Origin of the sequence: Latilactobacillus fuchuensis (assembly GCF_900258455.1) — a bacterium.
Classification (GTDB): Bacteria; Bacillota; Bacilli; order Lactobacillales; family Lactobacillaceae; genus Latilactobacillus; species Latilactobacillus fuchuensis.
In genome coordinates this window covers 1,374,985-1,388,463 of sequence record NZ_LT984417.1, presented here as the reverse complement: position 1 = coordinate 1,388,463, position 13,479 = coordinate 1,374,985, and the positions used below count along the sequence as shown (strand labels likewise).

At 43.7% G+C, this 13,479-nt stretch carries 14 protein-coding genes; 12 read left to right on the top strand and 2 right to left on the bottom strand.

The genetic code is table 11. The features are described 5' to 3' along the window. Window positions 1-343: 343 nt before the first annotated feature. From LFUMFP_RS06545 to LFUMFP_RS06530, 4 genes are all read left to right on the top strand, one after another. Window positions 344-1,051 (top strand): tRNA (adenine(22)-N(1))-methyltransferase, encoded by a 708-nt coding sequence (locus LFUMFP_RS06545; protein ID WP_106483290.1) that lies wholly within the window; start codon window positions 344-346, stop codon window positions 1,049-1,051. Then, on the top strand, window positions 1,048-2,175 hold the full coding sequence (locus tag LFUMFP_RS06540) for a Nif3-like dinuclear metal center hexameric protein (protein WP_106483599.1): 1,128 nt from the start codon (window positions 1,048-1,050) through the stop codon (window positions 2,173-2,175). The genes LFUMFP_RS06545 and LFUMFP_RS06540 overlap by 4 nt, the downstream gene beginning before the upstream one ends. Before the next feature lie 44 nt (window positions 2,176-2,219). Next, window positions 2,220-3,461 carry a peptidase T gene (pepT, locus tag LFUMFP_RS06535; RefSeq protein ID WP_025083296.1) on the top strand — a complete coding sequence of 414 codons (1,242 nt, stop codon included), beginning with the start codon at window positions 2,220-2,222 and terminating at the stop codon, window positions 3,459-3,461. A 72-nt stretch (window positions 3,462-3,533) separates the two neighbouring features. After that, window positions 3,534-4,178 carry a CatA-like O-acetyltransferase gene (locus LFUMFP_RS06530; protein WP_106483289.1) on the top strand — a complete coding sequence of 215 codons (645 nt, stop codon included), beginning with the start codon at window positions 3,534-3,536 and terminating at the stop codon, window positions 4,176-4,178. A gap of 53 nt (window positions 4,179-4,231) precedes the next feature. Here the strand turns inward: LFUMFP_RS06530 and aroD are convergent, their stop codons facing one another. Continuing rightward, entirely contained in the window at window positions 4,232-4,960 is a 729-nt protein-coding gene (gene aroD, locus LFUMFP_RS06525) for a type I 3-dehydroquinate dehydratase (protein WP_035439062.1), read from the bottom strand. Window positions 4,961-5,165: 205 nt separating this feature from the next. Between aroD and LFUMFP_RS06520 the strand changes: the two genes are divergently transcribed. The 6 genes from LFUMFP_RS06520 to LFUMFP_RS06495 are packed head-to-tail and all read left to right on the top strand — an operon-like array spanning window position 5,166 to window position 11,162. Beyond that, window positions 5,166-6,029: a shikimate dehydrogenase family protein gene (locus LFUMFP_RS06520; RefSeq protein WP_025083298.1), complete on the top strand. Its 864-nt coding sequence runs from the start codon at window positions 5,166-5,168 to the stop codon at window positions 6,027-6,029. A gap of 2 nt (window positions 6,030-6,031) precedes the next feature. Beyond that, window positions 6,032-7,027, top strand: coding sequence for a 3-deoxy-7-phosphoheptulonate synthase (gene aroF / locus LFUMFP_RS06515; RefSeq protein WP_106483288.1), 996 nt, complete (start codon window positions 6,032-6,034; stop codon window positions 7,025-7,027). A gap of 7 nt (window positions 7,028-7,034) precedes the next feature. Further along, window positions 7,035-8,102: a 3-dehydroquinate synthase gene (gene aroB / locus LFUMFP_RS06510; protein ID WP_106483287.1), complete on the top strand. Its 1,068-nt coding sequence runs from the start codon at window positions 7,035-7,037 to the stop codon at window positions 8,100-8,102. Window positions 8,103-8,113: 11 nt separating this feature from the next. Then, entirely contained in the window at window positions 8,114-9,289 is a 1,176-nt protein-coding gene (gene aroC, locus LFUMFP_RS06505) for a chorismate synthase (protein WP_106483286.1), read from the top strand. A 13-nt stretch (window positions 9,290-9,302) separates the two neighbouring features. Then, on the top strand, window positions 9,303-10,601 hold the full coding sequence (aroA, locus tag LFUMFP_RS06500) for a 3-phosphoshikimate 1-carboxyvinyltransferase (RefSeq protein WP_106483285.1): 1,299 nt from the start codon (window positions 9,303-9,305) through the stop codon (window positions 10,599-10,601). Then, window positions 10,602-11,162: a shikimate kinase gene (locus LFUMFP_RS06495; RefSeq protein ID WP_106483284.1), complete on the top strand. Its 561-nt coding sequence runs from the start codon at window positions 10,602-10,604 to the stop codon at window positions 11,160-11,162. A gap of 25 nt (window positions 11,163-11,187) precedes the next feature. Here the strand turns inward: LFUMFP_RS06495 and LFUMFP_RS09830 are convergent, their stop codons facing one another. Continuing rightward, window positions 11,188-11,352, bottom strand: coding sequence for a hypothetical protein (locus LFUMFP_RS09830; RefSeq protein ID WP_158697732.1), 165 nt, complete (start codon window positions 11,350-11,352; stop codon window positions 11,188-11,190). 129 nt (window positions 11,353-11,481) lie between these two features. On the opposite strand from LFUMFP_RS09830, the gene LFUMFP_RS06490 reads away from it, so the two are divergent. Both LFUMFP_RS06490 and LFUMFP_RS06485 read left to right on the top strand, forming a co-directional pair. Beyond that, entirely contained in the window at window positions 11,482-12,081 is a 600-nt protein-coding gene (locus tag LFUMFP_RS06490; RefSeq protein WP_106483283.1) for a superoxide dismutase, read from the top strand. Window positions 12,082-12,645: 564 nt separating this feature from the next. Next, a complete protein-coding gene (locus LFUMFP_RS06485) occupies window positions 12,646-12,996 on the top strand; it encodes a hypothetical protein (RefSeq protein WP_106483282.1) in 351 nt (116 codons plus the stop codon). Window positions 12,997-13,479 lie beyond the last annotated feature (483 nt).

Here is a 13,479-nt window from a genome sequence, read left to right as displayed (position 1 = left end):
TCGTACACGAAGACATCGTTAAGATGTTTATTTTTTTGCGAAAAGACAAAAAAGGTGTCGGTAGAATATTTCTACCAACACCAGAAAGTATAGACCCGTTTTTGGATAATGTTATTTTTAATTTAGACGGAGATTGATGAGTGAGGTCGCGCGATGAAGCGTGGTTGCTCTTAACCGACAGCGCCATTTTTTATTAACCGCAGAAGGCTATTCAAAGGAGCACGTTTAATCAGGAGTCGATTGATGAGTGAAATCGCGCGATGAATTGACTAGCCCACGCCAAAGTCGCTCAAATTTGGTATACTGAAAGTATTATAAATTAAAGCAGAACTGGGGTTTTATTTTGTCAGGAATTCATTTATCGAAGCGACTCGCAACGGTTGCCCAATTTGTACCAGAAAATAGTCGGTTGGCCGATATCGGGTCGGATCACGCCTTTTTACCGATTTATTTAAGTCAGCAGAAACGGATTCAAGCCGCAGTCGCTGGTGAAGTCATCACGGGCCCCTTCGAGATTGCCCACCAACACGTTCAAAATTATGGGTTGCAAACCACCATCGATGTCCGGCTGGGTGACGGTTTAGAAGTCCTTTCGCCAACTGATGATGGGATTGATTGTATCGTGATTGCCGGCATGGGTGGTTTATTAATCACCGAAATTTTAGAACGTGGCCAACAGCATTTAAACGGGCATGAACGTTTAATTCTGCAAGCCAACATTACTGAACCGGCTGTTCGCGAATGGTTAATGAACCATGGTTATCAAATTATTGATGAGGACATCGTGGCTGAAGAAAATCATATTTATGAGGTGATTGTGGCTGAACCAACCGTGACACCAGTCCGTTATACGGAGAGTCAATTATTGTTTGGCCCAGTTTTAATGCAAAAACAACCAACGGATTTCATCACGAAATGGACGCAGATGCGGACCAAACGGCAACATCTGTTAGGGCAATTGGAACAAGCGCAAAGCGCACCCGTCGCTAAAGTTCAAGAGGTTCAACACGAGTTGCAATTAATTGAGGAGATGATGGCAACATGGCAATGATGATCGCTGCTGATTTAATCAGCGCAATTGAAAAATACGCGCCACTAGCATTAAAAGAAGAACACGATCCAACCGGTTTTCAAATTGGTCGCCGGGATAAAGTCGTTAAACGGGTTTTAGTGACGTTAGACGTCCGCCCAGAAGTTGTGCAAGAAGCGATTGATCAAAACATTGATTTTATTTTCGCCCACCATCCGGTCATGTTCCGGCCGGCGCGGAATTTAGATTTAGCGATTCCCCAAAATCAAATGTACGCGGATTTGATTCGGCACGATATTACGGTTTACGCCGCCCATACCAACTTGGATAAAACCCAAGGTGGGATGAATGATTGGTTAGCGAAAGCTTTACAATTAACCGACGTTGAACCATTTAACGTGACCAGTTACGTCCCAATGGCTAAATTGGTCACGTTCGTGCCGGTTAGCCATGAGAAGACGGTCCGTGAAGCCTTAAATCGAGCGGGTGCTGGTTGCATTGGTGATTATACCGACTGTAGCTTCAGTTCAACCGGGACTGGTCGTTTCACACCGGATGCGTTAGCCACGCCGTTTATCGGCCAAAAGAATCAAGCGGAAGCAGTTACGGAAGTTAAGCTGGAAGTCACATTTCCCCAAAGCCAGGCACCACAAATGATTGCCGCGATGTTGGCAGCCCATCCGTATCAGGAACCGGTTTACGATCTCATTTCGTTGGCGAATCAACAACAACCAATCGGAATTGGTCGCATTGGGCAAGCTGCAACGCCGATGACGGTTCGCGATTATGCGCAATTCGTCTGCGAAACCTTTGATGTTGCGGGGTTACGTCTGATTTCGAATACACCTGATAAAGTGGTTAAGCGTGTGGCAATCGTGGGTGGCGACGGTGGTAAATTCTATCCCGCCGCAATTCAGGCGCACGCCGATGTCTACATTACTGGCGATGTTTATTATCATACAGGTCACGATATGTTAGCAGATGGTCTGTCCGTGATAGATCCAGGTCACCACATTGAAAGCATTGTTAAGACGGAAATGAGCCGAATATTTGAACAATGGGCTCAAGAAAACGACTGGCAGGTCGAAATTATTAAATCTTGGCAAAAAACTGATCCGTTTACATTTATTTTTAATGCGAAATAAGTTAGAATAGTATTAGTGTTAAATAATATCTAGGAGGCTACACCATGGCTAAATATGAAAAATTGATTCCGCGTTTTCTAGAATATGTACAAACAGAAACTCGTTCCGACGAAAACGCAACAACTAGTCCATCAACTGAAACCCAAGTGGTTTTTCTACACAAATTGATGGGCGATTTAAAGGAAATTGGTTTAAGCGATGTTAAGTATAACGAAAGTAATGGTTATGTCACAGCGCTATTACCAAGTAATATTGATAAAAAGGTCCCAACGATGGGCTTCTTATCACACATTGATACAGCTGATTTCAATGCCAAGGGTGTTAATCCTCAAATCGTTGAAAATTATGATGGCGAATCAATCATTAAATTGGACGCCGCTGGTAAATTCGTATTAGATCCTAGCGAATTCCCTAACATGAAAAATTATAAAGGCCAAACTTTAATTACAACTGACGGTTCAACTTTATTGGGTTCTGATGATAAATCAGGGGTTGCTGAAGTCATTACCGCAATGGATTATTTAATCCAACATCCAGAAGTTAAACATGGCGACATCAAGATTGGCTTAGGACCTGATGAAGAAATCGGCACTGGTGCTGATCACTTTGATGCTAAAGACTTTGCCACTGATTTTGCTTACACAATGGATGGCGGCCCAATTGGTCAACTTGAATATGAAACTTTTAATGCTGCTAGCATGAAAGTTGATATCCAAGGTAAGAACGTCCATCCTAGTGAAGCTAAAGATATCATGATCAACGCATTGCAAATTGCCGTTGATATTCAAAATGCTTTTCCTCAAGATGAAGTCCCTGAAAAGACTGACGGTCGTCAAGGCTTCTACCATCTATTGAGTTTAGACGGTACAGTTGATGAAGCGCATATGGCTTATATCATCCGTGATTTCGAACGTGATGGTTTAGAAACGCGTAAAGCATTGGCTGCTAAAGTCGCTGAAAAGATGAACGCTAAATACGGTGAAGGCCGTGTGGTTGCGACCATCAAAGATCAATATTACAACATGGCTGAAATTCTTAAAGATCACATGGACGTGGTTAACTTGGCAAAAGATGCTATGGAAGCCATCGATATCAAACCATTAATCGAACCCGTACGTGGTGGGACAGATGGTTCTAAGATTTCATTCATGGGGATTCCAACACCTAACATCTTTGCCGGTGCTGAAAACATGCACGGTCGCTACGAATTCGTTTCAATCGAAACGATGGAAAAAGCGGTTGATACAATGTTGAAGATGAACGACTTAAACGTTGAACGCAACTAATTAATTGAAGATAGGACCTAATCCGTTGTTGAGGGTTGGGTCTTATTTTAATGGGAATCAGTGGGGATTTATATGCTAATTAACGAACGGAAGATTGATCAAACTAATTGGCCTCGAAAAGAATTATTTACCTTTTTTTCGGCGGACCAAGAATCACAATTATATGAAATTACCAACCAGATTGACGTGACTAATTTATATCAGTTTGTTAAGCGAGAAGATATTTCCTTTTATTATGCGTTAATCCAGTTATCGACGACAGCGTTGAATCGCATTGAGAATTTTCGGTATCGTATTCGGGGTGCTGATGTTTATTGTTTAGCGCAGTTAACGCCCAGTTTTACGACGTTACAACCTGGCAGTGAATTATTTCAAATAACGACTGTCGATTATGTGACCGATGTGATTCAATTTGCACAACAGGCTAAGTTGATCAGCAATCACCAAACGACGATGATGGCGTTTGGTGACTATCAGCCGGATCAATTGGTTCAATTTTCGTGTTTACCGTGGCTTCATTATAGTAGTTTTAACATGGAACGTATTCCGGATTTGGCTGATTCAGTTCCTAAAATAACATGGGGTAAATATGAGTCGGTTGCGCAGCGCTTGAGGTTGCCGTATACCATTCAAGTCAATCATCGATTAGTGGACGGTTACCATCTGGGTTTATTTTTCACCGAGTTACAAACGCTGATTGATCAGTTACCAAATTAGAAATCAAAAAAATCCCGACAAAAGTTTGCGCTTTTGCCGGGATTTTTGGGTGATTATAGTAAACTTTTTAATTGGTCAATCGGTAATTGGCCAGGGGCGCTTGGTGTCTCGAGATAACCAAACGTTAGACAACAGCCAAACTGGCCACCAAGAATTCGGGAAGCTTGGCCCAATTCTGACATCGCCATCGTAATTAATGGATGCGGATCTTGTTCAGTGAATTGGCGCGTGACGTCTAAGAGACGAATCGTGTCATTTTTAGTTTGAGCAGTCGTCGCTAGCTTGACGATGTCAATCGCCGGTTCGACAGCCATTGCGGCTAATTCTTGTTGTAAAATCGCTGTTGGCTTAGTCGCGACTAAATCGTGTTGGCTTAAAATCACCTGGTAGCCTGCAGTTTGTGCGAGTTGACCTAGACTTTGGCGCGTTGCGAGTGGAACGTGCCATTCAAGGTCAATTAGTTGGCCGATATGCTGTTTGATTAACGTTTGATAAAGCGTTTGATAGGTGGCTAGATTACCGTTAAATTGGCCGCCGTCATGTTTAGTACGAATTGTCAGAATCAATGGCCGATCAATTTGATTAATGAGTTGTGCCGCGGTTAGTAGATCAGCCGGCACTTGCCAAGCATCTAAACGCCATTCAACGAAATCGATGGCGCTTAGTTTAGCGGTAACTTGTTGAATGAGTCTGTGACAATCCACCAAATTTTGGGGACTGATTGAAACGGCGGTTTGGATTGTGCCGGTTTTAAGTACGGGTTCGTGAACATTTAGAGTCATCTGTATGACTTCCTATCCTTTTTAATAGTTTTCATGAAAATCTTTTTTAAGCTAAATTAAGGCTCGTCTTTATTTTAGCGAAAGAATCGGGAATAGGCAATTTAAAGATTAATGGGCGTTAAATAGTGTAGCCCCCTAATGAATTCTAAAAAGGGATTTAAAAAATAAGCAAATTACAGTATGATAGTGGGTAGAGGTATTCGCAATGATATCAGGTCAGACAGCTCTTTATGGACTAGTTGCACATCCTGCGCGACATAGTTTATCCCCAAAAATTCAGAACCAATGGTTTTCAGAAAAACAGATTGATGCACGTTATGTCGCCTTTGATACCCAAGCAAATGCTCGTGAAGTGGTCCAAGCGATTCAGACACTCGGGATTGCCGGCGTTAATTTATCGATGCCCTATAAACAAGCGTTGTTACCGTTGATCACTGAATTAAGTTCAACGGCCCAATTGATTGGCGCCATTAATACGGTTAAAAATCAAAACGGTTATTTAAGCGCAACTTCGACTGACGGTGCCGGTTTTTGGCAAGCCTTTAAACGGGCCAATCCTAACCAGATAGTTCAACAGCTAGTTGTGCTGGGGGCTGGTGGTGCTGCGCTAGCGGTAATCGAAGCGGCCGGTCGAGCAGGCGTGCAACAGGTGACCGTTTTTAAACGGCAAAATGCAACTTTTGCGCAGGTTCAAGCGCAATTACAAGCGATTGGTCGCTATCATGATTTAACGATTGAAGTTGTACCCTATGAAGCAACTGCGCTGATGGCGACTGCTTTAAAAACGGCTGATTGTGTGGTTAACGCCACCAATATTGGCATGGCGCTAACGCCTGGTTTACCAATCGAATCATCACTGATTGACCAGATTAAGCAAGAAGCCGTTGTCGTCGATTTAATCTATGCGCCACAAGCAACGGCCTTTTTAAAAAAATGTCGGCAACGGCAATTAGTTTGTCAGAACGGATTAGGGATGCTCATCGAACAAGCCGCATTGAGCTTTCAATTCTGGACGGACCAAACAATTAATACCACGGAGATGTACCAACAATTAATGGAGGAATTCTAATTATGATTATTCAATTTAAGACAAGCGCCCCACAACCTTTAATTCAAGCCTTTTGTGACCGCCAAACAGCGGCCGAGAAAGTCGTTTATCAAGTGAAACACCATGTCGCTGTCATCGGCGCTAAAGCAGTCACGTTAACCGATGACGAACAGGCCAATGTTGATTCTATTAGTAATGATGATCCCAGTGCGGTATTAAGCAGTCGTTTGTTCCAACCGGAAGATACGATTATTAAACTACCCCACACTGAAATCGGGGGTCGTACATTTACGATGATGGCGGGGCCTTGTTCCGTCGAATCAGCTGACCATATTATGGCGATGGCCAAAGTCGCTAAAGCCGGTGGCGCCACGTTACTCCGTGGGGGTGCTTATAAACCGCGGACATCACCTTATTCATTCCAAGGGATGGGTGAAGAAGGCCTAATCGCATTGCGCAAGGCGGCTGATGCCAACCAGATGGACGTGATTACCGAAGTCATGGACGAAACACATGTCGATTTGATTGCTAAATACACGGATGTTTTCCAAATTGGTGCCCGGAATATGCAAAACTTCTCATTATTAAAAGCAGTTGGTAAAACCAACGTTCCCGTCGCTTTAAAACGCGGGTTAGCAGCCACCGTTGATGACTTATTAAACGCGGCCGAATACATCGCCGCCAACGGTAATCAACAAATCATGTTACTCGAACGCGGGATTCGGACGTTCGATAATAAATATACGCGGAATACGTTCGATTTAAACGCGGTACCGGTGTTACAAAAATTAACGCATTTCCCAGTGATCGTTGATCCAAGTCACGCCACAGGCGAATGGGATTTAGTGACACCAATGGCCCGCGCGGGTGTCGCAACGGGCGCTAGTGGGATGATGGTCGAAATTCATGACGATCCCGAACACGCTTTTTCGGATGGTCCCCAAGCTTTGAAACCAGCGACTTATTTGAAGATGTGCGAACAAGTTCAAGCGATTCATACGTTAATGCAAGAATGGTAGGCTGACCATGACAGTTATCGATGTTCAATTAGTGACTAAACACTATCAAGTTAAGATCCAAACGGCGACCTCAAGCCAGTTTGGGACCGAAGTGGCCGCAGTTTGGCAACCATGCCGCATCGCTTTGGTGACCGATACGACGGTTGGTCCGTTGTATTTAGCCCAAGTGCAAACACAATTAACCGCGTTTGGCTTTCAGGTCTTACCAATCACGGTCCCCGCGGGTGAAAAATCAAAATCGTTGGCACAAACAGCGTTATTGTATGAACAACTCTTAACCGCGGGTTTTAATCGTGGTGATGGTGTGATTGCCCTCGGTGGGGGTGTCGTTGGCGATTTAGCCGGCTTCGTGGCCTCAACTTATATGCGCGGGATTCGCTTCATTCAAATCCCAACGTCTTTATTAGCGCAAGTTGACAGTAGTGTTGGTGGCAAGACGGCGATTGATTTACCTGCTGGTAAAAATTTAGTCGGGACTTTTTATCAACCAGATTTAGTGTTGATTGATCCAGAGATGCTGGCGACGTTAGCGCCCCGCCATTTGGTGGAAGGGTACGCTGAAATTGTCAAAATGGCCGCTTTAACGGGTGGCGATTTTTGGCAACTCGTCAACCAAATCCAAGATGCGACTGGAATTTTGGTGAACGCTGAAGCGTTAATCACTAAGAGCATTGCGTTTAAAGCACAAATTGTGATGGCCGATGAACATGAAGGTGGTCAACGGCGAATTCTAAATCTGGGCCATACGATTGGGCACGCCGTTGAAGCTTTAGCAAACGGTCAATTGATGCACGGTGAAGCAGTCAGTATCGGACTGGTCGCCATCACGCGAATTTTCGAACAAAAAGGGTTAAGTCCACAAGGATTAACTGATCAACTAATTAATTTATTACAATCGGTTGGCCTACCCGTAACGACTCCCTATTTAACGGATTCACGGTTGTTGGAACGGATTAGCCATGATAAGAAGAATCAGGGCCAAGGGTTACATCTGATTTATTTGGCGCAAGTCGGTCAACCACGGGAAATGATTGTTCCACAAACCGATGTGCAAGCTTATTTAGGATTAGATTAGGAGAAAATGATATGCGTTATATGACAGCTGGCGAATCACACGGCCCGCAATTAACTGGGATTATCGAAGGTTTTCCGGCCGGATTATCCATTGATATCGATTTGATTAATCAACGCCTGGCCCAACGTCAGGGCGGTTACGGTCGCGGTCAGCGGATGCAGATTGAAACCGACCAAGTCGAAATCATGGGTGGTGTACGTCATTTGGTTACGTTAGGTGCACCGATTTGTTTGGTGATTCAAAATCGCGACCACGCTAATTGGGGTGCGATTATGGCACCGACCGAACCGGGCGATGCGGTGCAAGACCGCAAACGCGCAGTAACCACACCACGACCTGGTCACGCTGACTTAGTCGGCGGCCTTAAATACCAACAGACCGACTTGAGAAACGTCTTAGAACGTTCCAGTGCGCGTGAAACAGCGATGCGGGTGGCGATTGGCGCATTATGCGAACAATTGTTAGCGCAACTCGATATTTCGGTGTTAGGTTATGTCACGGGGATTGGTTCGTTTACAACGCAACCGGCGCAGTCGTTAGCCCTTGATTTAGTCGAATTACGGGCCAAGATTGAACATAACGACTTACGGTTATTGAACGACTCGGATTGTCAATCGACCATCGCTGTGATTGAAGCCGCCAAAGCCGCGCGCCATACGCTCGGTGGGACGGTTCAAGTATTAGCGACGGGATTACCAGCCGGACTCGGTGATTATACGACTGCCGGTTCAAAACTAGACGGTCGTTTGGCGCAAAGCATCAGCAGTATCAACGCGATTAAAGGCGTCAGTTTCGGGGATGGCTTTGCATTAGGCCAGTTAGCTGGCAATCAAGCGCAAGACCCCATCGAGTGGACTGCGGCAACGGGGTACACGCGCACGTCGAATCATTTAGGTGGTCTTGAAGGTGGGATGACCAATGGGTTGCCGTTGGTGATTAATGCGGTCATGAAACCCATTCCGACCCAGATGAAACCTTTAGCGACCGTTGAGATTAACCAACATCAAAAGGCCGCTGCCTCGACGGAACGTTCGGACGTGGTCGCGGTGACCGCTGCCAGTGTCGTGGCCGAAGCGATGACCGCTATTACGTTATGCGAAGTAATTTTAGAAGCCTTTGGTGGTCAAACCGTCAGTCGCATACAAAGTCGCATGAAAGCTTATCGACAAGAACTACTGGAGCGCTAATCGGAGGACGACTATGACCCATGTTTTAAATCAGTTTCCCCAACAATTAAATGGTCAAATTCAGGTGCCCGGTGACAAAAGTATTTCTCACCGCGCGCTGATTTTGGGTGCGGTCGCAAACGGTCGAACGACGATTACCAATTTATTGCTCGCCGAAGATACCCGCAGTACGTTAACGGCGTTGCAAGACTTGGGCATTCAGATTGAACAAAAGGGGACGCAAACGACTGTGATTGGTCAAGGCGGCTTTACCTTTCGGCCACAACAAACCACGTTGCAAATGAACAACGCCGGTACCGCTACCCGTTTATTATTAGGCCTACTGGTCCGACAACCACAAGCTTTAACGCTGATTGGTGACCAATCATTATCACAACGGCCAATGCAACGGGTATTGGCGCCACTCAATCAAATGCGCCAGCAAGTAGCGGATAACGAAACGGTTCATTTGCCAATCATAATTCAGGCTAATCAACAACTTGAACCGCTTGATTATCAATTGCCAGTGGCGAGTGCTCAGGTTAAAAGCGCCCTGATGTTGGCGGCGATTCAAGCACCGGGTACCAGCCACATCACGGAAATTGCGCAAACGCGCGATCATACCGAACGGTTATTACGCCAATTTGGTGGGCAAGTGACGGCTAAAGGATTGCAGCATACCTTAACCGGTCCCCAACAATTGACTGGCACGGACGTGATCGTCCCAGGTGATTTTTCGGCGGCGGCCTTTTGGTTAACGGCTGGCCTGTTGGTGCCTAATAGTCGAATCAACTTGCCACAAGTCGGTGTCAATCCCACACGAACTGGTTTTTTAACGGTCCTAGCTTTAATGGGCGCGACTATTGAACAAACCCAACTATCGGGACCAGAATTTAGCGAATCATTCGCTGACCTAACAGTTGAAACTCAAGCTTTAACCGGGATTGAAGTGCCAGCGACATTGATTCCGAATGTCATCGATGAATTACCGTTAGTCGCTTTATTAGGCACCCAAGCTAGTGGTCAAACGATTGTCCGCCATGCGGCCGAATTACGGGTCAAAGAAACCGACCGGATTCGGGCAATTGTCATTGAACTGCGAAAGCTCGGTGCTAGTATTGAGGAATTACCAGATGGGTTTATCGTGACTGGTCCAACAGTCCTGCATAAGACGAGTCAAGTGCCGCTCAATAGTCATGGCGATCACCGAATCGCGATGATGTTAGAAATTGCTAGCTTACTGACGCCAGATACATTACAATTAGAAGCAACTGATGCAATCGCCATTTCGTATCCAAATTTTGAAAATGATTTACAGGGGTTGATTAACTAGATGCAGCTGATTTTAATTGGATTTATGGGGTCTGGTAAAACGACCATCGCACGGAAAGTCGCCCATTATTTTAAGTCTCAATGGGTCGATCTTGACCGTTACATCATCGAGGAACAACAAATGAGCATTAATGATATTTTTGCGTTGAAGGGTCAATCAGCCTTTCGCGAAATGGAATTTAATGCGCTTCAACAATTGATTAAACAAGACGGCGTGATTGCGACAGGCGGCGGGATTGTCGATAATGCGCAAACCCGTTACTTGTTGCAACAAAGCGGGATTCCCGTCTTTTATTTAAATGGCACCTATGAAGCCCACTGGCGCCGAGTCTCACGCAATGATCGACGGCCACTAGTCAACGCACTAGGCCACGATGGCTTACGAGAGTTGTATTACGAACGACGGCCCAAATATTTTCATATGGCGGACTACACGATTTATTTCCAACACAAAACGCCCAACATGATGTTAGCTGAAATTGAGAAACAATTACCCAGAATCGTGCAGAAGCACGCCAAAAGATTGGCGAAAAGAAGTCAAAAAAATAGTCGTCCAGCATAATATTAAATTATGCTGAACGCCTTTTTTATTTTGCGAAATTTTTAATCGCCAAAGTGAAGGCGCAGATGATTAGAATTAGGCCACCAATGAAGAGCGGTGCCGCCCAATTTTTTAAAAGCGTCGTGCCAAGGACGGGTAGGATAGCGCCTAACAGTGTTAAGACCACGATTAATGATTTGCGAGATTTCATAATGGTGCACCTCCTATTGATTTATCATTAGTATAGCACTTTAATGATAGCGTTTACAATTAATGAGCGTTTGATTAGCGTCTTCTTGTCTGATTTTAGTACAATGAAGTTAGAAGAGGAGGGTTTACTATGACATTTAAATTACCTGAATTACCATATGAGTATACAGCGTTAGAACCTTTTATCGACTCTGAAACAATGCACCGTCACCATGACAAGCACCATAAGGCGTATGTGACTAAACTAAACGCGGCACTTGCTAAGCATCCTGATTTGGCGGGTAAATCGTTGCACGATTTGTTAAAACATATCGATGATTTGCCCGAGAAGTTGCAAGCACCAGTTCGCAATAACGGTGGGGGTCACGCTAACCATAGCTTGTTCTGGCGGTTGTTAACGGCGGATGCACCACAAGCGCCAACTGGCGAATTATTAGAACGGATTGAAGCCCGTTTTGGGTCGTTTAAAATTTTCAAAGAAGAATTTACAGCGGCCGCGATGGGTGTTTTCGGTTCTGGCTGGGTGTGGTTAGTGTTAGATCAAAATCATGAATTACAAATCATGACGACCGCTAATCAAGATTCACCAATCATGACTGGCAATATGCCAGTATTAGCGCTCGATCTTTGGGAACATGCTTACTATCTGAAATACAAGAACGAACGCTTAGATTACGTCCAAAACTTCTGGAAAATTATCAATTGGCCATTAGTGGCGGAATTGGTTTAAAGTTAAACGCGAAACGCCTTTTACCGATGTGGGTAGAAGGCGTTTTTTGACGTTAATCTAAATAAATGATATTAACCAAAATAGTCGTTGTTTTTGTGACAATTAATTTTACGTTACTGACCCACTAGTCCAATTCGAGAAAGATACTTGGTTGACTATCTAGCATATGAAAATAACTGGCACTAATCAGTTATAAAAGTCACTTTATAAAAATTGGTCTGTGTCGTAAATTGAATCAGTCAGTTGCAATTGCTAACTAAATGATTGTTAATCAGTTTTATTTTTATTAAAAATAGCAATTTGGTAGGGTTGATATTCATTTAGGTTGTCAATATGAAGTTCAGATTAACAAGTTTTAAAAATAGAATAGACCAATGATTAAAGGCGGATAGACTGTCTACGTCTTTAATTATATATGTATAATTAATTTGTGATTTTAGATTGCTATTCATTTTTGAAAGTGTATGATAGCGGGTATAGGAAGCGCTTCCTGATTGCTATTTAATGGTATAACACGCCTTGAATAGTAACCCTAAAAATTGACTAGTGGAGGATTAATGACGCATGGTTAAAAATATTGAAATGGTGAATACAACGATGGTTGGCATCATGCAAAGCTCAAATGCTGGTTCGCCAGTCGTTGACGGCGCATTGAACGCGATGTTATTGAAGCAATTAAAAGATGGCTTAGGTCAAGCGATTGTCAAAACGATGACGATTAAGATGGTTGATGTTGACGAATTAAAAGTAGATTCAAATAATGAAACCTTGGTTTTGATTAATAATCGGGTCTTAAAAAGTACCACAGTCCCAGCAGAATTACTGGGGAATCACTATTTAACGTATGATAATGAAGATTTAGAAAAGAATTCGTTTGAAAGCTTTATTGAGAATGTTAAGAAAATGTTGTCGTAGGTTCATTGTTCACGAACAAAAAAATTGCTGATATATAAAAAAGAACGCTATATTTGAACATAGCGTCTCACTGTTTGCAAACCATAAAATACCCGATTCTTGCGAGATGGCGGCTATTTTTTTGTGATCAAAATCAATCAAATATATTAAATTTCTTTCGATTAGCGCGAACGAGCCGATTATGCTTGTAATAGATCATTAGAAGCACTGCCAGTAGAACGGTGTTAATGATACGGAGAACTAAAGCGATATAAAATCCAACCTCAACCCCCGCATGAACTTGCCAAATCTTCGTAATGAAAGTGAAGTAAAAGAAAAAGACTTCGGATACCCATCCCGTGACAATACTAATCGTAGTGATATTCGTTTTATAACCGATTAAATAAATGGTGAATTTTATAATGAAGTTAGCCACCGCTAACTAAAAAACGCCACGTGAATTTCATGTTATATTGAAGTTACCACTAACTTTCAATAGACAAG

Coding starts and splice junctions, on each gene's coding strand:
- LFUMFP_RS06540 (WP_106483599.1), top strand. CDS start 1,048: ATGATGATCGCTGCTGATTTAATCAGCGCAATTGAAAAATACGCGCCA.
- pepT (WP_025083296.1), top strand. CDS start 2,220: ATGGCTAAATATGAAAAATTGATTCCGCGTTTTCTAGAATATGTACAA.
- LFUMFP_RS06530 (WP_106483289.1), top strand. CDS start 3,534: ATGCTAATTAACGAACGGAAGATTGATCAAACTAATTGGCCTCGAAAA.
- aroD (WP_035439062.1), bottom strand. CDS start 4,960: ATGACTCTAAATGTTCACGAACCCGTACTTAAAACCGGCACAATCCAA.
- LFUMFP_RS06520 (WP_025083298.1), top strand. CDS start 5,166: ATGATATCAGGTCAGACAGCTCTTTATGGACTAGTTGCACATCCTGCG.
- aroF (WP_106483288.1), top strand. CDS start 6,032: ATGATTATTCAATTTAAGACAAGCGCCCCACAACCTTTAATTCAAGCC.
- aroB (WP_106483287.1), top strand. CDS start 7,035: ATGACAGTTATCGATGTTCAATTAGTGACTAAACACTATCAAGTTAAG.
- aroC (WP_106483286.1), top strand. CDS start 8,114: ATGCGTTATATGACAGCTGGCGAATCACACGGCCCGCAATTAACTGGG.
- aroA (WP_106483285.1), top strand. CDS start 9,303: ATGACCCATGTTTTAAATCAGTTTCCCCAACAATTAAATGGTCAAATT.
- LFUMFP_RS06495 (WP_106483284.1), top strand. CDS start 10,602: ATGCAGCTGATTTTAATTGGATTTATGGGGTCTGGTAAAACGACCATC.
- LFUMFP_RS09830 (WP_158697732.1), bottom strand. CDS start 11,352: ATGAAATCTCGCAAATCATTAATCGTGGTCTTAACACTGTTAGGCGCT.
- LFUMFP_RS06490 (WP_106483283.1), top strand. CDS start 11,482: ATGACATTTAAATTACCTGAATTACCATATGAGTATACAGCGTTAGAA.
- LFUMFP_RS06485 (WP_106483282.1), top strand. CDS start 12,646: ATGGTTAAAAATATTGAAATGGTGAATACAACGATGGTTGGCATCATG.